Origin of the sequence: Chitinophaga filiformis (genome assembly GCF_900102545.1) — a bacterium.
Classification (GTDB): domain Bacteria; phylum Bacteroidota; class Bacteroidia; order Chitinophagales; family Chitinophagaceae; genus Chitinophaga; species Chitinophaga filiformis.
The window spans coordinates 822,749-844,933 of record NZ_FNBN01000001.1 but is presented as its reverse complement, the minus strand read 5'-3'; the positions used below and the strand labels follow the sequence as shown (position 1 = coordinate 844,933).

Sequence of the window (22,185 nt, the reverse complement as noted above, 5' to 3'; positions counted from 1 at the left end):
TTAAAAAAAAGATAAAATTATATGAGGAAAGGAATATTCATCATGTTTTTGTTATTAAATGCAGCCGCAACGAAGGCTCAGCGCAACTTTATACAGGAGAACAGGGTGCGCCTGGGCTTTAAACTGGACCCCACAGTTTTCTGGCTGCAACCCCAGGAATCGGGTGTTGACCGTAATGCCTCCCGCGCCGGCGTCAGCTTTGGCATTATGGCAGACTTTCTGCTGGACGAAACGGGGCGTTATGCCATCGCTTCCGGGTTACAGGTCTCTACTACAGGAAGTACATTGAAGTATGAAGCCAATAAGGGACTGGATGACTATAAACAGATCCCGGCAGAATATAAACTGAAACTCACTTATGTAGAGATCCCGTTTGCGCTGAAACTAAAGACGGATACAGACAATGGGCTGGGCCTCTGGGGACAGTTCGGTACATATCTGGGCTTTCCGGTACGTGGCAGGGCAGATGTTGTTAGTCTGCAGGCAAATGACGACAAAGTGAATGTGCTGCGTACCATTACCCCCATCAATATGGGCCTGCTGATCGGTGCCGGTATTGAATATCCATTGGGCGACAGGCTGACGGGTATGGCGGGGCTGAGCTACCGTAATGGGTTCATTGATGTGACCCGCAATGGAAAATGGGAGGATGGCAAAGTAAATATGAATAGCTTTGCATTAAATCTGGGATTATTCTTTTAAAAGACGTTTGTAGATGAAAATTATACTTGCTCAACAGAACTATCATATCGGCAATTTCGAATTAAATACACAGAAGATCCTGGAAGGAATTAAAGCAGCCGAGGCCCAAGGAGCTGACCTGGTAGTATTCTCTGAGCTGTGTGTATGTGGTTACCCACCCAGGGACTTCCTGGAGTTTGAAGATTTTATCCAGCAATCATATGCTGCCATTGACAAGATCAAGGCCCACACCGCTAATATCGCAGTGCTCGTAGGTGGTCCCTGCCGGAATCCACAGCCGGAAGGAAAGGATCTCTTTAACGCAGCCTGGTTCCTGCACGAAGGAGAAGTAAAACAAGTTATTCATAAAACATTACTGCCTACCTACGATGTATTTGATGAATACCGCTACTTCGAACCCAGCTATGCCTGGAATGTAGTGCCTTTCAAAGGAAAGAAACTGGCAGTGACCATCTGTGAAGATATCTGGAACCTGGGTGATAATCCCTTATACAGGGTCTGCCCGATGGACCAAATGATAGACCAGCAGCCGGATGTCATGATCAACCTGTCAGCCTCTCCGTTCGACTATGACCATGCACAGAACCGCAAGGAAATTGTCCGTTCCAATGTGCGTAAGTACGGTATCCCCATGTACTATTGCAATGCTGTTGGTTCTCAGACAGAGATCGTCTTTGACGGCGGCTCAGTCATCTTTGATGCACAGGGCAATGTCGTAAAGGAACTGCCTTACTTTGAAGAGGCGATAGACGGATATGACCTGGATGTACTGCTGCAGTCCAAACAGCCGGTGGTAAATACCGAGTATACACCGGTGATGGAATTGCTGCCTGAATATAACATCGACCGTATTTACCAGGCTATTATACTGGGTATAAAGGATTATTTCCAGAAAATGGGCTTCACAAAAGCCATCCTGGGATCTTCCGGTGGTATTGACAGCGCAGTAACACTGGCATTGGCAGTAGAAGCGCTTGGAAAGGAAAATGTCAGGGCTATCCTGATGCCATCTCCCTACTCCACTGAACATTCTGTGGACGATGCCGTGGCCTTGTCAAAGAACCTCGATAATCCTTACGACGTTATTCGCATCAATGATATTTATGAGAGTTTCCTGGAAACCCTCAATCCCTATTTTGAGGGCAGGCCTTTTAATGTAGCAGAAGAAAACACACAATCCCGCATCCGTGGGAACCTGCTGATGGGCTTAGCCAACAAGTTCGGGTATATCCTGCTGAATACTTCCAACAAGAGTGAATTGTCTACCGGTTATGGTACGCTCTATGGTGATATGGCCGGAGGACTGGCAGTACTGGGAGATGTATATAAAATGCAGGTCTACGCCCTGGCCCGGTATATCAACAGGAATAAAGAGATCATCCCGGTGAATATCATAGATAAAGCACCATCTGCTGAGCTGCGCCCTAACCAGAAAGACAGCGACAGCCTGCCCGATTATGCTGTGCTGGACAGAATACTGTACCAATACATCGAACGCCGGCAGAGCCCTAAAGAGATCATCGCCCAGGGATTTGATGCCGCCCTGGTGGCCCGTACGCTCAAAATGGTAAACACCAATGAGTACAAGCGCAACCAGTTCTGCCCTATTATCCGCGTCTCGTCCAAGGCTTTCGGCGTAGGAAGAAGAGTGCCGATCGTAGGAAAATACCTTTCATAAATCGTACTTACCAATCAGGAATCGTGAATGAAGGATCGGGATGGGAGCGCCTCATTCCCTAATTCTTAATTCACAATTCCTGATTGACTGTTATATTTGCTGAAATTTAATAAATCTTAAAATGTTACAAGTTCCGTTCATTCGTCAAAACAAAGACCTGGTGCTGGAACGGCTCACTTTGAAAAATTTCAGGGAGCTGGAACTGGTGGATCAGGTATTGGAGCTGGACGACAAGCGCAAGAAATTAACCCTTGAGTATGATGAGACAAAGGCCAAAGCAAATTCGCTGTCAAAGGAGATAGGTAAGCTGATGGCCCAGGGACAGAAAGAAGAAGCGGAATCACGTAAATCGGAAGTAACATCGCTGAATGAAAAGCTGCATCCCATCAATGAAGAACTGGCAGCAGCTGAAAAGCTTTTACACGATACACTTGTAAAACTGCCTAACCTGCCATCTCCACTGGTACCTCCGGGTAAAACACCTGAGGATAATGTGGAAGTGCGCAAGGGTGGTGAGATCCCTGCATTATATGAAGGAGCAGTGCCTCACTGGGACCTGGCAAAGAAATATGATCTGATCGATTTTGAACTGGGAAATAAGATCTCAGGCGCCGGTTTCCCGGTGTATAAGAACCGTGGTGCGCGTTTACAGCGCGCTATGATCCAGTATTTCCTGAACTATAATACCAGCAAAGGATACACGGAATTTCAGGTGCCACACCTGGTAAATGAGGCTTCCGGTTATGGTACCGGACAGCTGCCGGATAAGGAAGGCCAGATGTATTTTGTAGGTGAAGATGAGTTATACCTCATCCCTACTGCAGAAGTACCGCTGACCAACTTATTCAGAGACGAGATCCTGAAAGATAGCGAACTGCCTGTAAAACTAACCGGTTATACACCTTGTTTCCGTCGCGAGGCGGGTTCTTATGGTAAGGACGTACGTGGTCTGAACCGTTTACACCAGTTCGATAAGGTAGAAATAGTACAGGTAGTGCATCCGGAAAAATCTTATGAAGTGCTGGATGAAATGGTAGCACATGTAGAAGAACTGGTAAAGGCGCTGGAACTGCCATACCGCATCCTGCGCCTGTGTGGTGGCGATATGGGATTCGGTTCTGCGCTGACTTACGATTTTGAAGTGTATAGCACCGCACAGCAAAGATGGCTGGAAGTGAGCTCTGTATCGAACTTTGAAGCTTTCCAGGCAAACCGCGCCAAGATCCGTTTTAAAGACGGTGGTGGTAAACCTCAGCTGGTGCATACCCTGAATGGTAGCTCCCTGGCTCTGCCGCGTATCCTGGCCTGCATACTGGAAAACAACCAGACTGCAGAAGGCATCAATATTCCGAAAGTGCTGCAGCCTTATTTTGGTGGAGACAAGATTGCACTATAAATAAAGAATTATTAAAATAATAGAAAAGCGTTGCATATGTTGCAGCGCTTTTTTTTGTACTTACATTTGTAGTATGCAGCACTTTCTACCCAATGGCCAGGTATTATTGGTGCGCCCGGCCCTGCTGGAAGACGCTCCGGCACTGCTAGCCCTGTTCCGGCAGCTGACTATGGAAACAGATTTTCTGCTGATGACCCGGCAGGAAGCGGCAGAGCTGACTGTCGCGGATGAGCGTGCATTTATCAGTTCCCTTAGTAATGAATCTAAACATCTTCACCTGCTGGCAGTGGTTGAAAACCGCCTGACGGGCTCTATTACCATCAAACAATCAGAACTAGACAAAGAAGCCCACCTCGGCCAGCTGGGAATCGCCATCCTGCATGAATACTGGAATATGGGTATCGGCCGTCGGTTGATGACAGCCGCCCTGCGTTGGGCGGAACAACATAATGAGCTGGAAACCATTCATCTCAATGTGTTTGCAAATAATGAAAGAGCTATCCAGTTGTATCGTAACTTTGGTTTCCTGGAATATGGACGTTTGCTTCAGGGATTTAGGCAAACGGATGGTACATATGGTGATTCAATATTAATGTCTAAAAGGATAAAGAACGGATGATGCAACGATATGACAGACACCTGAAACTGGAAGGCTTCGGTCCCGCAAAACAACAACTGCTCAACAATGCAGCAGTACTCGTAATAGGTGCAGGAGGATTAGGAGTGCCCGTATTGCAATATCTCACTGCAATGGGAATAGGAAAGATGGGTATCGTGGAACACGACGATATTTCTCTCACAAACCTGCAAAGACAGGTACTTTACAACACAGATGAAGTAGGCCGCCCGAAATTGAAGATCGCTGTACAACGCCTGCAGCAACTCAATCCGGAGGTACAATTCACGATGTATGATACCTGGATCATGCCAGATAATGCGCTTGACATTATCAGGCCTTATGATGTAGTGGTGGATTGCACTGATAATTTTGGCACCCGTTACCTGGTCAATGACGCCTGTGTAATACTCAATAAACCTTTTGTATATGGTGCTATCCATAAATACGAAGGACAGGTCAGTGTATTCAATTACAAGGGTAGTGCTACTTACCGCTGTCTATTCCCTGAACAGCCAGAACCGGGCACTATGCTGAACTGCAGTGATATTGGCGTACTGGGTGTGCTGCCCGGCATTATCGGTACTTATCAGGCCAATGAAACAGTCAAGATCATCACAGGCATCGGTGAGCCACTCAGCAATCAATTACTGACAATTGATACACTCTATAACATCCATCACACTTTTCAGATCAAACCTGTTCCCGGTAATCACGACATTACTACGCTGCAGGAAAGCTACGAGCAGCCCTGCGATACAGGTGGTGTGAAAAGTTTGTCAGTACACCAGTTGGAGGATTGGCTGGAAACAGAAAAGCCTTTACAGTTGATAGATGTGAGAGAGCCTGATGAATGGGAAATATGCCATATTCCACAAGCCATGCATGTGCCTATGCGAATGATAGGAAGTATTATTCCCAAGCTGAGAAAAGATCAGCCGATAGCTTTACTATGCCATCATGGAATGCGTAGCCTGATGGTAGCGCAACAGCTGGATGCAGCAGGTTTTCCTGCAGTCTACAATATTGAAGGAGGTATCCATGCCTGGGCTGCCGAAATTGATGTGGAAATGAACACTTATTAAACTGGTATATGTCTGTTGAACTTTGTATACTGTTCTTTACAGTGGCCCTATTGTATGCTTCCGCCGGTTTTGGAGGAGGTTCGAGTTACCTCGCTTTAATGGCACTGTGGAGTGTTGATTTCCAGCTGATGAAATCTACTGCACTGCTCTGTAACGTAGTAGTGGTGATCGGTGGTGTTTATCATTTTTATCGTGCAGGCCAATTACCACTGAAGAGAGCCTTACAATTAAGTGTGATCAGTGTACCATTTGCTTTTATAGGCAGTTACCTGCCATTAAAACAGCATACTTTTTTCCTGTTGCTGGGCATTGCCTTGACTGTGGCTGCTTTACTGATGTGTTACAAACTGTTTCTTGAAAAGGAATATGTGCCGGATCCGAATGCACAGAAGACTTACAAATACGGTATTGTTGGTGCTGCTATCGGGTTATTATCAGGCATGACAGGCATCGGAGGAGGTATCTATTTATCGCCGGTATTGCGTCTGGGGCGTTATGATACAGCAAAGAAAATAGCGGGAATATGCAGTGTGTTTATACTGGTAAATTCTATCGGCGGGTTATTAGGACAGGCCAGCAAAGGAGAAATAGTATTTGATCTTCACTTTGCCGGCCCGCTTTTATTGTCTGTTATCGTCGGTGGACAGATAGGTGCCCGTTTGAGTGCTGCCGTACTGAAACCACGGATAGTAGAAGGAGCCACTGCTTTACTGATATTGTACGCTGGTGTCAGGATGCTTATCCAGGGGTAATGCCTGTGGTTTTGCCGCTTTTACCTTCACCTCCGTATTTTTCTTTTTCTTCTTTCTTCCCATCCATATCAGGAATCCGGATATTGGCAGTGTGGTGGCCACCAGCGCTGCGATTAGCGCCAGTATCTGGGTAGGCCATCCATAAAGGGTCCCTCTGTGCAGAGGATATACCCATCTTCTGGCGATAGTACCATTACTCTCATTGTCATACAAACGCTCCTTTACCAGTTCACCAGTGCCAGCCTGGAAATAAAGGAAATCACTCACATTGCCATGCCTTGACCTGTCTTCTTTGGAAACTGAAATGGATGTACTATCGTTCTCTGCAAGACGGATGGTGATCGTACCTTCATATGACAGTCGCTCATTGGTCTTTGTTACGATCTTTTCCAGGTAGGCAATACCTGTATTCTCTACAGCAAGGCTTTCAGGGCTTACTATTTTCTGTTGTTTGGTGTTCCCGTCGAAAGCGATATACAGTAGATTGTTCATCCACTTATAGCTCCATACAAGTCCCGTAAGGGCAGTGATCAGCAATATGATATGCACATAGAAACCAAATACCGCATGCAAGTCCCAGTTAAGTCTTTTAAATGATGCATTCCATTTTACACTTAAACGCTGTTTACGGGCATTCCTTTTAGGCCACCATAATATCAGACCTGTCAGGATCAGGATGGTGAAGATGGAACAGGATATACCGGTGATGAATTTGCCGGTTTCGCCCATGCACAGGTAGCGGTGTAATTGCAGTACGACAGAAAAGAAGCGTTTATTACCCGGTATTGATTCAATGATCTTACCGGTATAGGGATTGACAGCAACATACAGCTGGTTCTTCAACACTTTGTTCCCTTTTCCCTTGCGTAACAGATAGACAACGCTGCGGTCAGCTTCCGGTTCCACCATGATATTGCCGACCTTGTACTTAGGATTTTCCCTTTGTACATAGGCTGTAAGGTTATCCAGTGGTTGCCTGGAAGTGTTTGCCGGCACCTCTACATAAAAAAAAGAAGACTGGAACACATGTTCCAGTTCTTCTTCAAATACGAGCAGGCTGCCTGTCCCCGCTACTACGAGGACCACAATGCCGGAAGCTATTCCCAGCCAGAGATGTAACCAGCCAAATATTTTTTTCATGATCAGAATGTATATGAGATTGTTGCCTGCCAGTTCCTCGGTGCGCCGGGGAAGAGGCGAATATAGTCATAACCGCCCACCCAGTAGGTTTTATTTGTAACGTTATTGAAATTCACCTGCAACCGCACTTTGTTCACCTGGTAGTAAACAGCCGCGTTCACCAGTACATAACCAGGCAGGGTCTGAGTGGTGTTGAGCGACACATTCCTTTCTGTTACGAAGTTAGCACCCGCTCCCACACCTAATCCTTTTACAGGACCGGAGGGGATGGTGTATTTAGTCCAGATATTACCCTGGTGCTTTGGTGCATTGGGTTTCTGCTTGCCTACCAGTGCTGAATCGGATTTACCAGACTTGCTGATAGAAGCGTCGTTGAAGGCATATGACAATGTCAGGTCCCAGTTATCAGTAATACGTCCTGTCACATCCAGTTCCACTCCTTTCGCAGTTTCTTCGCCGATCTGGATCATCTTGTCAGGATTGCCTGCTTCGTTTGCACTGTATAATGTATTGTTCTGCACGATGTGGTATACAGCCGCGTTGGCAGTGATATTACCATTGAGCCATTCTGTTTTCAGACCACCTTCCCACAGCTGGCTGGTGATAGGATCAAATGGTCCGCCGGAGAGAGGATTAGTCTGAACGGCTGCATCCTGAGGATTGTAACCTTTGGTATACATACCGTACACATTGATATTACGGTTGATGCTGTATACAACACCCAGCCTTGGCAGGAAAGTGTGCTGCGTTACTTTTTTCACGCTATCGGTTCTGTAGTTAGGCTTATCGGTATATGTTTCGTAACGGCCACCGAGTAATAATTTCAGATTTCCGATGCTCAGCTGGTCCTGTAGATAAATACCACTGATGCTGCTGAAAGATGGCAATACAGCACTGTTCTGCACAACGTAGGTGTATTTAGAAGGATCTTCCAGTTTGTTATCATTTTTAGTAATATCAAAGGAAGAAACATTCGGTTTAGGTATGCTGATCACTTTCCCATCTGGAGTAGTGTAGTTGTAGAATACGTAGTTAGCTGCTTTTGCAGGATTGTATGCTGCTGCGCCGCCCGCTTTCAGCTGATAATTGCTGGCTGTTAACTGAGATGCGCCTGGAGGCAGTTTGGAGGTAGCATAATCATAGCCGCCCACCAGTTTGTGGGATATCTTGCCGGTTTCCACGCTATATGTCAGGTAAGCAGAAGCATTATCGCTGGAAGGATTCTTTTTGCGTATGAATGACTGACGGGCTACCAGGTTAGGAATTGGAGTACCGGAGGAATCTACTGCATAAGCATTCGCGCTACGGTGTTCCAGCAGGTCTTCTGTATAACCAGTGCGCAGGTAAGCCAGGTTGAATGCCAGACGGCTGGAGAACTGGTGATTCAGAGACGCTGTTACAGTATATGTTTCTTCATTCAGATAGTCGTTTGTAGCGCTGAGTGAGCGGGAGATCGGTGTTGAGTACAGGTCGCCCTGGTATAACACTGACTGTCCGCGATCCAGACGGCTGTTGGATTTGTTATATACTGCATCAAAGTTGATACGTGTTTTCTCTGTTGGCAGGAAAGATACAGACGGTGCAATCACCAGGTTCTTATCGAACTGCAGGTCGCGGAAGGACTCTGTATTTTCATAACCGATATTCAGACGGTAGAGGATGGTCTTCTCATCGTTCAGCGGACCGGTAAAGTCAGCCAGGACGCGGTTATTATTGAAGCTCCCCATAGTGAAGCTGAGTGACTTACGTGCTTCTTCCAGCGGTTTTTTAGTTACACGGTTGATGGTACCACCCGGAGATGCATTACCAAACAAGGCAGAGGCAGGGCCTTTGATCACTTCTACTCTTTCCAGGTAATTAACCATTGGCTGTTTCCAGAAGCCGGTGAAGGTACGCAGACCATTCAGCAGCTGTGTGGTGCTACCACCATTGATACGGAAACCACGAATGGTGATATCATCATAAAAAGTAAACTGATTCACACCACTGAAGTTTTTCACTACGTCTCCCATTCTTACAGATGCCTGGTCCTGCATTAGCTCTTTAGTAACGTAGGAAATAGACTGAGGCACATCTTTCAGCGGGGTCGCTGTTTTGGTACCGATAAAAGAAGCGGTGTTCTTATACCCTTTTTCAGTTCTTCCGGTTATTTCTACCGTTTGCAGCTGGGAAGAAGCTGGTACTAAGGTAACATCCAGTCTGTTTCCTTTTACTTTCTGTTGTAAAGGTTCGAAACCGGTGTGTGTAAAGCGGATGGTATATTCTGCGCCTTCAGGCAGGTTGGAGAAGATGTAGTGTCCGTTTTCGTCTGTGAATGCTGTCTGGCTTTTGTTAAGCAGTACGCTCACTTTTGGTAATGGAACGTTATTGATGTCTCTTACTGTACCTTCTATGTTCACTTTGGTTTGTGCGTTGGCAGATATGCACAGGGACAGGTATAGGAAAATGCTGATTTGTAGCTTTTGTAAATAGCCGAACATTGAATGACTGATTTTTCCACAAAGAACGATCAGTAATGTCCGCTTACTTACTCGGATCGGGAAAAAGATTTATTCAAAGCGGAAAAACCAGCCAGTAATGTGTTGTATGTCAGGAATATGTCATATTTTATAGCCTATCAGAAAAGATGGTGTCTACCTTGAACTTTTCAAGTTTAAAAGGAGATTCCGCTCACCCTATAAGGAGTTCTTATAAGATAAATGTATGATTAGCAGCTGCTTGCAGGATTGTCAAATGCATTGCTATCATCTTCATCGCGCTCTGTAAGGCACTTAAAATCTTTCTCAACGAGAATACTTAGCACAGAACCGTCAGCATTAGGGATTTCGGCAGAAAAGCCCACCTGGTCGGTATCTGTCCACTCCTGCACCTGTTCTTTCGGAAAGGAAAGGTGTATTGCGGATGATTCCAGTTTAATAAAAGGGGCATTACTGCCAGCTTTAGCCTTGATACAGAAATGAAGATTGCCTGCGCCGATAGTAGTACTTTCTTCTACTTTTCCATCAGCTTTGAGTGCTTCAATGTCTTTTTTATCCAGCCGGTAGCGGATGCTGTTACCCCTGATCCTTATTTTCATCTTACTGTTATTTGATATATCACTTGTTTAAAATTACTACATTATCGTAGCTTTATCTAAATTTCATACAAGGGATATGCGCATTTTACTATTCGGCATAGCGAAAGATATAGCAGGAGCACCTGTTATTACGGCGGAGGGGATTACTTCAGTAGCGGCACTCAGGACCTGGTTATACACAAAATATCCATCATTGGAACAATTACGTTCCCTGATGATAGCGGTAAATAAAGTGTATGCTAATGATGAGGATGTGTTGCAGCCAGGAGATGAAATTGCGGTGATCCCACCGGTGAGTGGTGGGTGAGATCAGTCGCTTTTCATTTTGTCTAATTTGAAGATCTTGTTTTCTATGCATTTTATGCTAACATCTAAATAGGCTTGCTCTAATTTCTCTATGCTCGCCTGTGAAGCAAGAGGATTTTTCCTTAATAATTTGAGCGATCTCAAAATACTTCTCTCATATTGTGATTCACGCAACATGTCATAGATAATATTGCATTCACTTAATATGATGTTAGTGATTTTGGAAAAGCTGACCGAAAGTGATGGCGCGGCCAGTATGAGATACGTCTTAAACCAATAAGTATCGGGCAGTCTTTCTGCGAACATTAACAATGCTGTACCACCACCTGCGCCGATGACGTCGGTGTATTGGCCACGTCGTAATCTGGTAATTGAACTAGCTAACTCTGTCAATGGTTATAAATTTTTAGTTAACAAAACATAAAGCGCACGATTGTCCTTTGGGTAAGACTGATTACTCTTTTGGAGTATAAGTGTAATTTTCAGGATCAGCCTCAAACTTCCTGAATTCTTCATCCATCTCTTTGCGTAGGTCTCTGTACATTTTTCTTACTTCCGCATCATATTTTATAAAGTCAATAATGGGAAGCAGAAACGTACTAATACAAATGGCGAAGATGATTTTCTCTACTATGGGATGCATGACAAACAAAGTTTTAAGGCACCAATATTAGATCATTTCCATTGATCTATAAAAATTATTTTCCTTCAAAAAAACTAAATTCGCTTATTGATATTACAATGAACAAACTAATAAAAATAGATAGCAACGTAACCGTTCAACAAGCACTCAACTTCGTTGAAGGGCCTGACTGTGGCGGTGTTGTAGTCTTCTCCGGAAATGTAAGAAACGTTACAAAAGAAAAAAAAGTAACCAAACTTTTTTTCGAATGTTATGAACCGATGGCATTACTCGAGATGGGAAAAATCGCAGATTATACCATTGAAAAAATGGGTGTAAAGAGGATCGCGATCTTACACATTGTTGGTGAGAAACAACCGGGAGAAGTAGTGGTTGTTATTGCTGTTGCAGCACCACATCGTGCAGCAGCATTTGATGCATGTGAATATGCAATTGACACATTAAAAGAGACAGTGCCTATCTGGAAAAAGGAATACTTTGAAGATGGCGAAGTATGGGTGGCGGCACATCCGTAAAAAATAGCTGACCCTGCATCAGGAATGTCTTAATTCCTGATGCAGGACTAGCCTTAATGTTTTATCTGCTCTTCCGCTTCTTTCATTTCTTCCGGCGTATTTGCATTAAACTGTTCTGCTGAGAATGGATTTTCTATCTGCAGAATATCAGACTGCAGCAATGTCTTACGCGGACAATTCTTCCCTTCATTAAAATTGTGTTGCAGCTTTTTCAAGCCTGAAGGTTCCCATATTGCGATCAACGGTTCCGGTAAATGATTGACAGGACTGATCAGTGATGTAGCATCTTTCAATACCTGTCTTTGTGATACAAGATACCGGAGGCTCTGTTCACTGATCAATGGAAGATCTACTGCCAGGACCAGCCACGCTGCATCCGGAAAAGCAGCATGTGCACTGAGCAATCCTACAGATGGTCCGTTCCCTTCGACGCTATCAAAGATCATAGGCACATCATCACTCAATGCTGGTTTTTGTTCTTCTCTGCAGGAAAGATATACGTCGGGTGTAATGTTGTGTACTAGCTGATAAAGATATTGCCACTGCGGCATGCCGTGATAGGCGATCAGGCTTTTATCCTGTTGCATGCGTGTACTGCGGCCGCCGCAGAGTATGAGTCCTTTTAATGGCGCTGTCATCGTACTGTTTTTAAAAATCCCTCTTACCACCTGTTTTACTTAGCAAACGTGTCTGTCTGATCACCATTTCGTGTGTAAATGCCTTACACATATCATAGATCGTCAGCGCAGCTACACTGGCGCCTGTAAGCGCTTCCATTTCCACTCCTGTTTTACCGGTGGTCTTAATAGTGCAACGCACTACTGCTTCTTCACCTTCCAGTTCTATTTCCACCTGGCAGCCATCCAGGAGTAATGTATGACAAAGTGGTATCAGGTCCGGCGTCTTCTTTGCGGCCATGATGCCGGCAAGTATGGCGGTCTGGAATACCGCACCTTTTGCGGTATGAATATCTTTTCCGCTGAATTGCTGTCTTACGATCTCCGGTAGAAATACCCTGCTTTCTGCTACTGCCACACGTGTAGTTTCTGCCTTCCCACTCACGTCCACCATTACCGGTTGATCAGCTGCATTGAGGTGTGAAAATCCCTGCTTAGTTGAATCATTGCTCATAATGGAATAAATTTACAACTAAAGCCACTAAACAACCAAAAGAATGCTGATAGATGTAACCACCGCATATGCCGCTATAATGGATACCGTTCGGGATTTTGGAATAGAGCAACTGCCCTTTACCGCTGTTACCGGCCGTATTCTGCGGGAACCGGTACTGTCTGATAGGGATTTTCCTCCATATGACCGGGTAATGATGGACGGCATTGCGATAGACTATGAGAGCTATGCAAAGGGACAGACCGTTTTTGGTGTGGAAGATATGCAAGCCGCAGGCATGCCCCGTAAACAGTTGTCCAATACTGCCAATTGTATAGAAGTAATGACAGGCGCCATCATGCCTGAACTGACAGATACTGTGATACAGTATGAACACCTGACAGCCACAGAACATGAGGGTTTCAAACGCTTTACTATTAATGCCGGTGTTGAAAAAGGACAGCATATTCACCGGCAGGGTTCGGATGCTGCGGCCGGCCAGTTAGTGATTCCGGCAGGCACACTGTTAACTGCTGCTGAAGTTGGTGTCCTGGCATCTGTAGGTAAGGCGCTGGTGAACGTAAGCCGTTTGCCCAGGGTTGCGGTCATTGCTACAGGCGATGAGCTAGTGCCAGTTACTGAAACGCCAGACGTACACCAGGTCCGAATCTCCAATTCCTACAGTCTTGCGGCAGCTTTGAAAGAGCTGGGTATTAATGCTGAATGTTATCACGTACATGACAACGAAGCCGCTATCCGGCAATTATTTGAGTCACTGAAGCATGCAGATGTCTGGATCTGTACAGGCGCTGTATCAGCCGGAAAATATGACCACCTGCCGCATGTACTGGAACAGATGGGCATGCAGCAGATCTTCCACAAAGTACAACAGCGGCCGGGTAAGCCTTTCCTGTTTGGCCGGTTTGAAAATGGGCCCGTGGTATTTGCCCTGCCTGGTAACCCGGTGTCAGGCTTTATGTGTTGCTATCGCTATGTACTGCCCTGGCTGCGCGCCTGCCTGCAGTATACCGCTCCTCCTGTTCCTCATGCAGTATTGGGGGGCGACATCAATTTCGCGCCACCGTTGACCTATTTCCTGCCTGTTCGCCTGCATCCTGTGGCTAACGGACAATTAGTCGCCTTACCGCCTCCTTACCACGGTTCCGGCGATCTGGCTGCATTGCTGCAGGCTGACGGTTTCCTGGAATTACCACCGGAAAAGAGTGTATTCGAAAAAGGCAGCAGCTATCCTGTCTGGAAGTTCAGATGACGCGTTTTCGTTTCGATCGGCTCCATTAAGAGTCGCTCGGTTGTTGCCCGGGGTTGAAAGCCCCGGGAACAAAATGCCTGAAATACATCCAAACCATACGCCCACATCCATAATCACACATCAATAACCGACCGTTTATGATTGTGCATTTTATAATCAGATATCTATACTCCGTAACAATTTCATCATATTAAATCTCGCATCCGTCATTAAACTTTCTCCGTTCACCGATGTCAAACCCGAAATCTCATCCTATATGGCAGCTGTTCCCGAAAAGCTACAAATGCAACACCTTGCGTGGAGGGCCGGTTTTGGCGCTTCACTACCCGTTATAGAAGACTGGACCCACAAAAAACGGCGACAGGTGATCAGTAAGATCCTGACCGGCCCTGATAAGGATACCCAGACCCCCTTGAAAGTAATGGACGAAACAGACCTCCCTGAACGCACCAAAGACATGTCGCCGGAGGAAAAAAAGGAACTGGCTAAAATGAACAGGCAAGGTATCAAAGACCTTAACCTTTCATGGATATACGAAATGGTGCAAAGCCAGCACCCATTGCGCGAAAAGATGGCCCTGTTCTGGCATGGACATTTTGCCTGCCGTACACAGAACGTATTATTCAGCCAGCAATTACTACAGATAATACGCGAGAACGCATTGGGTAATTTTGGCACACTGCTGACTGCTGTGTCTAAGTCGCCCGCTATGCTCCAGTTCCTGAACAACCAGCAGAATTATAAAGCACATCCGAATGAAAACTTTGCCCGAGAAGTGATGGAACTGTTCACGATGGGCCGCGGTCATTATACCGAAACTGATATTAAAGAAGCTGCCAGAGCCTTTACCGGATGGGCATACGATAATGAAGGCAACTTCATATTCAGAGACAAACGACATGATAACGGAGAGAAAACAGTACTTGGTAAAAGTGGCAACTTCACAGGAGATGATGTGCTGAAAATATTACTGGAACACAAGGAAACAGCCAAATACATCACTGCAAAAGTATACCGGTATTTTGTAGATGAAACACCTGACGAAGCAAGAATAAATACACTGTCAGAAAAGTTCTACGCATCAGATTATGATATCGGAGCACTGATGCAGCATATCTTTAATGCAGACTGGTTCTATGATCAGCAGCTGATTGGTAAGCGTATAAAATCACCCGTGGAATTACTGGTGGGATTGCGTAGAACCGTTCCTGTTAACTTTGAAAGAGAAGAAGTGATGTTGTCATTCCAGCAGGTATTGGGACAAGTGCTTTTTTATCCGCCCAATGTGGCCGGCTGGCCTGGCGGCCGTAACTGGATAGACAGTTCCAGCCTGATGTACCGCATGCAGTTACCGAAGATGATATTGTATGAAAAGGAGTTCAACATCACACCCAAAGAGATCACTCCTGAAATGGGTATGGGCAGCTATAAGACAACCATGGAGTTGAATGAATCAGTGAAAAGGCAATATGCCAGGAAGATCAGGGGAGTGATTCACTGGGATGTTTTTCTGAAGGACTATGAGAAAATACCCCGGGAAAAACTGGCAGATACTATTGCCGGTTCTCTTTTACAAAGCAATAAGAACGTGAACAAACAACTGCTGGAAAACTATGCAGATGTTTCTTCCCGTGAAAATTATATCAAAACAGTAGCAATAGCAGTAATGAGCACACCCGAGTATCAGTTGTGCTAATGTATCCACTTAAAAAATCAAGTTTATGCTGATCTTAAACAGACGACGTTTCTTACAGGTAGGATCATTAGCCTCAGCTTCACTGATGATGCCGAAATTCCTGAAAGCACTGGAAAGAGATAACCTGGTGCCTGCCGGCAATAAAGTATTGGTGGTAGTGCAGCTCTCAGGAGGTAATGACGGACTGAATACAGTGATCCCTTACCGGAATGATATTTATTACCGCAATCGCCCTACGCTCGGGATTCAGCGTACAGATGCCTTATCCCTCACGGATGAAATGGGATTACACCCTGCATTAAAAGGCCTGAAAAGCCTGTATGATGAAGGATCGCTGGCGATACTGAACAGCGTTGGTTATCCTAATCCGGATAGGTCACATTTCCGCTCTATGGATATCTGGCAGTCTGCCAGTACATCTTCTGAGAACTGGACTGATGGCTGGATAGGAAGATTCCTGGATGCACAATGTAAAGGGTGTGATAAGCCGGTACAGGCGCTGGAGATTGATGATACCTTAAGCCTCGCAATGAAAGGTGATTTGCAGAAAGGCCTTGCTGTTAAAGATCCTGATAAGTTGCAGGCGGCGGCCAACGACAGGATGTTCAGGGAATTGTTGCAAAAGGAATCACATACTAATGAAGATGATCATCAGCCAGTGGATTATCTGTATAAAACCATGAGCGCAACTGTTTCATCTGCGTCTTATATCAAAGAACAATTCAAAGCGTATAAGACAAAAGAGATCTTCCCTTCAACAGATTTGGGAAAGAACATGCAGACCATTGCAAGACTCATCATGTCTGACATCAATACAAAAGTATACTATGTATCCCATGGCGCTTTTGATACGCATGTGAATCAGCTGGCGGCGCAGCAAACACAGTTGCAACGCCTGGATGAAGCCATTACTGCTTTATCCAAGGAGTTGAAGAATAACAACCGTTTTCAGGATGTAGTGATCGTTACATTCTCTGAATTCGGTCGCCGTGTAGAACAGAATGCAGGAGGTGGCACCGACCATGGTACCGCCAATAATATGTTCATGATAAGTGGTGGACTGAAACAGCAGGGACTACTGAATGAAGCGCCCGACCTGGAGAATCTGAATGAAGGAGACCTGCAGCACAAAGTAGATTTCAAGAGCGTGTATGCCACACTATTGAAAAAGTGGCTGGAGGCTGACGACGCTGCCATCCTTAAAAGACAGTATGATCACATGTCATTTGTTTAATTACTTCTGACGATAGCCCTTACAAAGCCATAAGTGGCATTTCTGGTAGTCAATGCACCGGTGGTGTCAACAAGCGTACCTGTAAATGAACCTTCGATCAGGCTATCCTTTACATTGGTAATTGAAAATGTCAAAGTGCCAACGCGCTGATTGGCTATCTGGGAAAGGTTCACGTTCGGATAATACACGGACATCGAATTGCCATCCTGTGAGTAAAAGGAGCCTTTTGTCAGGCCTTCAGTACTTCCCAGCAGTGTGATATTGACTTGTTCATCATTGATGCCGGTGGCGGTAATAGTTAGTTTGTCAATATCATTATTGGGATCTGTATCAGTAAGATTTGCTGTTGAAATAACAGCAGCAGGATTTTCAGCAACCACTATTATACTGTCAAGATCAAACGAAATGAATTTGCGGGCTACTTCATTTTGCTGATCTTTTTCGCAGGATGAAAAGACCAGTACGGCACAAAGTATGGTTAAGGTTACGCGCATAAACAACAAGGGGTTTTTTGTTATAACGCAATAATAAGCAGTTAATTGCAAACGGAAATAAGGAAAAGATAAAGGCTCAGGAATTCATTGAATCCTGAGCCTTTATCTTTTAATATTAACTCTTATTTGTTTGCTATCCTGTACAACACCCAGCCCATAAAGGCAAACAATGCGGTACCCAGGATGTAATATCCACCGTGACCAAATATACCAGCCAGTGAATGCTCCATATTTACAGCAGCTAATGCATTAGATGTGCTGTCAAAACCAGCCAATATAGCGATAATTACACCTGCTACAGCACCGCCTGCTACAAGACCGGTAGCGAAGAGGTTGCCTTTACCAAGCTCTTCTTCCTCGGCTGACAAGTGTACATTCTGCTTCTTACGTTTCTGATCTACCAGGCCGCGGATAGCACCACCAATGAAGATAGGCAGCGTAGTAGACAGTGGCAGGTAAGCACCTACTGCAAAAGACAATGATTTGATACCGCAGAGTTCCATCGTGATAGCCAGGAAAACACCTGCCAGTACAAATTGCCAGTCAAGGTTGTAAGACAGGATACCTTTAGCCAGCGTAGCCATCAGGGTGCCCTGTGGCGCCGGATAATAGATACTGCCTATTGCGTGGTCAGTTACGCCGTTAGCGATCATAGCAGCAGTAGGCTTATCCAGGAACTTTACGGTCAGACCGATCACAATAGAAGAAACGATCGCACCTATGAAGAGAGATAACTGTTGATACATGGGGGTAGCACCCACGATATAACCTGATTTCAGATCCTGTGAAGTACCACCGGCATTTGCTGCCGCAATACAGATCATACCACCTACTACCAGGGCCATCGGCTCATATACTTTACCACTCCAGCCTACTGCAATAAACACCAGGCAGGTACCCATCAGGGTGGCAATGGTCATACCGGAAATAGGATTGTTGGAAGATCCGATCAGGCCCACAATACGGCTGGACACTGTTACGAAGAAGGCGCCGAAGATAACTACCAGCAAACCTACCAGCAGTTTCTTACCAATAGAATCGCCAGGTAACTGTGGCAGGAATGCCATCAGCACGATCAGCGCAATGCTACCGAACAATACGATCTTGATATTAAGATCTCTTTCAGTACGTGGTACATTTCCGGTAGTAGCTTCTCCTTCTACATTGTCTTTCTTCAGGGAACCAATGCTGCCTTTAAAGGAAGATATGATAGTAGGGATTGTTTTAATAAGTGTGATGAAACCACCTGCAGCCACCGCTCCGGCGCCTATCTGTCGTACGTAAGCAACGTACACAGCAGCGGAGAAGTCGCCAAAGGTATGTGTGGTAGGATTCCAGTCGCCTTTACCGCCTGGCGTGCTGATATTGGCCAGGTAGCCCAGTTTCACCAGCTGAGCAGCAATCGCGTCAGGAGGCACCAGGAATGACAGCAATGGTATTAACACCAGCCATGACAGCACACCACCTGCTACCAGTACACCTGCAATGCGGGGACCGATGATATAGCCCACACCCATATACTCAGGAGTGATATCGGCACTTACACGGGCAGAGGAGAAATATTTATTATACTGCTGTGTCATGTAAGAGGGCGTCTCCGCAATGACATGCAGTACTTTTTGCAGAAAAGCATAAGCAACAGCGAAACCCAGGCCGTAGAAAGCCGTTTTCGCGAAATCACCCCCTTTCTCACCAGCTATCAGTACGTCGCCACAAGCGGTACCCTCAGGATATGGGAGGGTTTCATGCTCTTTTACGATCAGTGACCGGCGTAGCGGGATCATCATCAGGGTTCCCAGGATGCCTCCGAAGATAGCCAGGGTCAGAATGGTCAGATAATTGAAGAACTGCGCACCTCCGCCGTCTGACAGGAACAGGAAACCTGGCAGGGTGAATACGACTCCGGCAGCAATGGATTCACCGGCTGATCCGGTGGTCTGGATGATGTTGTTTTCGAGAATAGTGGTTTTAAAGAATTTCCGGCCGAGGGTAATGGCAATTACCGCAATAGGGATAGAGGCGGAAACGGTCAGGCCTGCTCTTAATGCCAGGTATACGGTGGCGGCTCCAAAGATAATCCCGAATATACAGCCCAGTACGATGGACTTCAGCGTAAACTCCTTCATATGCACCTCGGGTGCAACAAAAGGCTTGAATTTATCTGCCATAAATAGGTTTGAAGTGTAGATTTTTGTTGATTAAGAGGCAATATAAGAGAAAAATCCCTTTTAGAGTCAGGACTTAGCATATTTACACAAGCGGTAAACAGTGCTATCGTCTATTTGTACCTCTCTGTCATCGGCTGTGAAAATGCCCTTTTTCTTATTGATAATCACTTATTTATAGTTTAAGTGTTATACTGAGAGGCAACAGTGCGGCTTCTTTTACCGTTTCTTCCATATCGCTATACCGTCATTTCCATATCATTTCACCGTCATCTCTATATCGAATCGATATATATATGCCGGTAAAGTGATATGGAGATGACGGTATAGCGATATGGAGATATAGAGATCACACCGAACACGCATGGGTATTGAGTCCTGTGAGATGCTTTTTCAGGCAATAAAAAAACGGTGCAACCGGGAGGCTGCACCGTTTTGCAATAAACTAACAGGAAAGGCTTAAATAGAGCCCGTTTTCTCCTTAACGACTCTGGCGATCCACTTGCTGAGTATCAGCATCACTACGCCGGCAATACCGGCTGAGATCACAAGGATCAGGAAGTAGCTTGTTTTGTTGGTGAAATTGTCCCAGAAGGTGGCCATCAGACCGGCTACTTTACCGGCAATGGCGTTCACCAGGTACCAGCCACCCATCATAAGGGCTGTTACACGGGGAGGAGACAGTTTGGATACCATGGACAACCCGATCGGGCTTACCAGGATCTCACCAACGGTAAATACCGCATAGGTGCCAAAGAGCCAGGCCATAGAGCTCTTATCTATATACACATTGGTCATTGAGGCGGCTACCACCATCAGCAGGGATGAACCCGCTGCCAGGAAGATACCGATAGCGACCTTTACAGGCGTATTAGGTTCCTTGCCGCGCTTGGCAAGCCAGCCGAATATGCCTATTACGATAAGACTGAATGCTACGATAAAGAATGGATTGATAGACTGGAAGATCTCAGTGGAGAGGAGTCTCAACTTGCCGTCCTGTGGCCATCTTTCCTTGGGCAGGTTCTGGAAGTAAGGATCAGCGCCCATTACTTCGATGGTATTGCCATTGGCGTCCTTGATAGCACGGAAATGATCATCTATCTGCGTTACTTTATGCGGCTCGGTAGTTACCGTCTGTAGCATACCGAAAGGCTGCGCTGCTTTTTCCATAGCCGGAGACATCTGGCGGTCAGTATACTGGTCAGCCCAGATGGTGAGGCCGGTACTGTTCTGGTTATAGATTACCCAGAATATGATAGCCACTGCGAAAAAGGCCAGCAGGGCTCCCAGGCCGCGTTTATCTTCCTGCTGTTTTGAAGTAGTATACAGGCGGATGTAAAAGATAACGATAGGTACACAGGCAAACAGGAAGGCATCATTTGATTGCGTACCGAACAGTGTGTGACCTAATAAGCGTGGACTGCTGATAAAATAACCGATCACAGCTGCGACAATAGCCGGTAGTAATGCGCTGCCCAGGATCTTGGCGGTAGACATTTCATCCGGGGAGGCTGGTTTCCGCACATCTCCTTCCGCAATCTTCTTCAGGTTGGATGCGAAAATAACCAGGCCTACCAGCATTCCTATACCAGCAGCGGCGAAGGCATGTCCCCAGCCATAGTGGTTACGCAGGTAGGCAGCCACGAAGTTGCAGATGAAGGCGCCGATGTTCACACCCATGTAAAAGATGTTGTAAGCCACGTCTTTTTTGGGCGCGAGGTCTGGCCGGTTGTAAATGTTACCAAGGATGGTACCGATATTGGGTTTGAAAAACCCGTTACCGATAATGATCAGGCCGAGGCCGCAGTACATGGCCATATCGCCGGGGGCGGCAAGAGAGAAGTAACCGGCTGCCAGGAGGAAGCCTCCCAGTATTACCGCCCTGCGGTAGCCGAGATAACGGTCGGCCAGCAGGCCGCCGATGAAAGGAGATAAGTAAACTAATGCGATGTAAGAACCGACAAGGTCCGCTGCTTTGGTGGTGTCAAACCCTTTACCGCCGTTGGAAGATGGATCAACGAGGTAGAGGAAAAAAATGCCGATCATCAGGTAATAGCCGAAACGTTCCCACATTTCAGTAAAAAAGAGTACGTACAATCCTTTGTGGTGCCCTTTACCCCTGGGGGCGGGCGTGATTACAGGCTGCTCAACAGCAGTTTGAGTCATAGTAGATCTGTTTAGTTTGTTGTTTGTTTATGGCGTTAGTCAGTCGTTCGAATCCGGCAAGATAAATAAATTCAGCTTTTTATCGGGTAAAATGGTGTTTTTGGTCAAATTTTGGCCTTTCTTTGCAAAAAATTTGGAAGA

The 22,185-nt window shown here is 45.8% G+C and carries 21 protein-coding genes; 11 read left to right on the top strand and 10 right to left on the bottom strand.

The features are described 5' to 3' along the window. The first annotated feature begins 21 nt into the window (after positions 1–21). From BLR32_RS03465 to BLR32_RS03440, 6 genes are all read left to right on the top strand, one after another. A complete protein-coding gene (locus BLR32_RS03465) occupies positions 22–702 on the top strand; it encodes a porin family protein (protein WP_089828838.1) in 681 nt (226 codons plus the stop codon). A gap of 13 nt (positions 703–715) precedes the next feature. Then, on the top strand, positions 716–2,380 hold the full coding sequence (locus BLR32_RS03460; protein ID WP_089828837.1) for an NAD+ synthase: 1,665 nt from the start codon (positions 716–718) through the stop codon (positions 2,378–2,380). 121 nt (positions 2,381–2,501) lie between these two features. Next, the gene (gene serS, locus BLR32_RS03455; RefSeq protein ID WP_089828836.1) at positions 2,502–3,776 is read left to right on the top strand and encodes a serine--tRNA ligase; all 1,275 of its coding nucleotides are present in this window, start codon (positions 2,502–2,504) and stop codon (positions 3,774–3,776) included. 73 nt (positions 3,777–3,849) lie between these two features. Beyond that, positions 3,850–4,395 carry a GNAT family N-acetyltransferase gene (locus BLR32_RS03450; RefSeq protein WP_089828835.1) on the top strand — a complete coding sequence of 182 codons (546 nt, stop codon included), beginning with the start codon at positions 3,850–3,852 and terminating at the stop codon, positions 4,393–4,395. Then, complete coding sequence (locus tag BLR32_RS03445; RefSeq protein ID WP_089828834.1) at positions 4,392–5,477, top strand: ThiF family adenylyltransferase; 1,086 nt, start codon at positions 4,392–4,394, stop codon at positions 5,475–5,477. Before BLR32_RS03450 ends, BLR32_RS03445 begins: the two co-directional genes overlap by 4 nt. Before the next feature lie 8 nt (positions 5,478–5,485). Continuing rightward, positions 5,486–6,229: a sulfite exporter TauE/SafE family protein gene (locus BLR32_RS03440; RefSeq protein ID WP_089828833.1), complete on the top strand. Its 744-nt coding sequence runs from the start codon at positions 5,486–5,488 to the stop codon at positions 6,227–6,229. Here the strand turns inward: BLR32_RS03440 and BLR32_RS03435 are convergent. From BLR32_RS03435 to BLR32_RS03425, 3 genes are all read right to left on the bottom strand, one after another. After that, complete coding sequence (locus tag BLR32_RS03435) at positions 6,185–7,369, bottom strand: PepSY-associated TM helix domain-containing protein (RefSeq protein ID WP_089828832.1); 1,185 nt, start codon at positions 7,367–7,369, stop codon at positions 6,185–6,187. The genes BLR32_RS03440 and BLR32_RS03435 overlap by 45 nt on opposite strands. Before the next feature lie 2 nt (positions 7,370–7,371). Then, entirely contained in the window at positions 7,372–9,849 is a 2,478-nt protein-coding gene (locus tag BLR32_RS03430; RefSeq protein ID WP_089828831.1) for a TonB-dependent siderophore receptor, read from the bottom strand. A gap of 227 nt (positions 9,850–10,076) precedes the next feature. Beyond that, positions 10,077–10,445, bottom strand: a complete 369-nt coding sequence (locus tag BLR32_RS03425; protein ID WP_089828830.1) for a DUF7009 family protein — start codon at positions 10,443–10,445, stop codon at positions 10,077–10,079. Between the two features lie 76 nt (positions 10,446–10,521). On the opposite strand from BLR32_RS03425, the gene BLR32_RS03420 reads away from it, so the two are divergent. Beyond that, a complete protein-coding gene (locus tag BLR32_RS03420; protein WP_089828829.1) occupies positions 10,522–10,752 on the top strand; it encodes a MoaD/ThiS family protein in 231 nt (76 codons plus the stop codon). Positions 10,753–10,754: 2 nt separating this feature from the next. Here BLR32_RS03420 and BLR32_RS03415 read toward each other — a convergent pair whose 3' ends face one another. Together BLR32_RS03415 and BLR32_RS03410 are read right to left on the bottom strand one after the other, a co-directional pair. Continuing rightward, a complete protein-coding gene (locus BLR32_RS03415; RefSeq protein WP_089828828.1) occupies positions 10,755–11,144 on the bottom strand; it encodes a hypothetical protein in 390 nt (129 codons plus the stop codon). A gap of 61 nt (positions 11,145–11,205) precedes the next feature. Continuing rightward, positions 11,206–11,394, bottom strand: coding sequence for a hypothetical protein (locus BLR32_RS03410; protein ID WP_089828827.1), 189 nt, complete (start codon positions 11,392–11,394; stop codon positions 11,206–11,208). Between the two features lie 98 nt (positions 11,395–11,492). Here BLR32_RS03410 and BLR32_RS03405 point away from each other — a divergent pair, with 98 nt between their 5' ends. Continuing rightward, complete coding sequence (locus BLR32_RS03405; RefSeq protein ID WP_089828826.1) at positions 11,493–11,909, top strand: molybdopterin synthase catalytic subunit; 417 nt, start codon at positions 11,493–11,495, stop codon at positions 11,907–11,909. Positions 11,910–11,962: 53 nt separating this feature from the next. On the opposite strand, the gene mobA is transcribed toward BLR32_RS03405, so the two are convergent. Further along, entirely contained in the window at positions 11,963–12,547 is a 585-nt protein-coding gene (gene mobA / locus BLR32_RS03400; protein WP_089828825.1) for a molybdenum cofactor guanylyltransferase, read from the bottom strand. A 10-nt stretch (positions 12,548–12,557) separates the two neighbouring features. After that, the gene (moaC, locus tag BLR32_RS03395; RefSeq protein WP_089828824.1) at positions 12,558–13,040 is read right to left on the bottom strand and encodes a cyclic pyranopterin monophosphate synthase MoaC; all 483 of its coding nucleotides are present in this window, start codon (positions 13,038–13,040) and stop codon (positions 12,558–12,560) included. 43 nt (positions 13,041–13,083) lie between these two features. On the opposite strand from moaC, the gene BLR32_RS03390 reads away from it, so the two are divergent. From BLR32_RS03390 to BLR32_RS03380, 3 genes are all read left to right on the top strand, one after another. Further along, positions 13,084–14,289, top strand: a complete 1,206-nt coding sequence (locus BLR32_RS03390) for a molybdopterin molybdotransferase MoeA (RefSeq protein ID WP_089828823.1) — start codon at positions 13,084–13,086, stop codon at positions 14,287–14,289. 256 nt (positions 14,290–14,545) lie between these two features. Then, a complete protein-coding gene (locus BLR32_RS03385; RefSeq protein ID WP_245705342.1) occupies positions 14,546–15,985 on the top strand; it encodes a DUF1800 domain-containing protein in 1,440 nt (479 codons plus the stop codon). 25 nt (positions 15,986–16,010) lie between these two features. Further along, on the top strand, positions 16,011–17,219 hold the full coding sequence (locus BLR32_RS03380; protein ID WP_089828821.1) for a DUF1501 domain-containing protein: 1,209 nt from the start codon (positions 16,011–16,013) through the stop codon (positions 17,217–17,219). On the opposite strand, the gene BLR32_RS03375 is transcribed toward BLR32_RS03380, so the two are convergent. From BLR32_RS03375 to BLR32_RS03365, 3 genes are all read right to left on the bottom strand, one after another. Then, the gene (locus BLR32_RS03375; RefSeq protein WP_089828820.1) at positions 17,216–17,713 is read right to left on the bottom strand and encodes a hypothetical protein; all 498 of its coding nucleotides are present in this window, start codon (positions 17,711–17,713) and stop codon (positions 17,216–17,218) included. The two genes, BLR32_RS03380 and BLR32_RS03375, sit on opposite strands and share 4 nt — an antisense overlap. Positions 17,714–17,835: 122 nt before the next feature. Then, positions 17,836–19,881: an OPT family oligopeptide transporter gene (locus tag BLR32_RS03370; protein ID WP_089828819.1), complete on the bottom strand. Its 2,046-nt coding sequence runs from the start codon at positions 19,879–19,881 to the stop codon at positions 17,836–17,838. Positions 19,882–20,337: 456 nt separating this feature from the next. Then, on the bottom strand, positions 20,338–22,044 hold the full coding sequence (locus tag BLR32_RS03365; protein WP_089828818.1) for a peptide MFS transporter: 1,707 nt from the start codon (positions 22,042–22,044) through the stop codon (positions 20,338–20,340). Between the last annotated feature and the right edge of the window lie 141 nt (positions 22,045–22,185).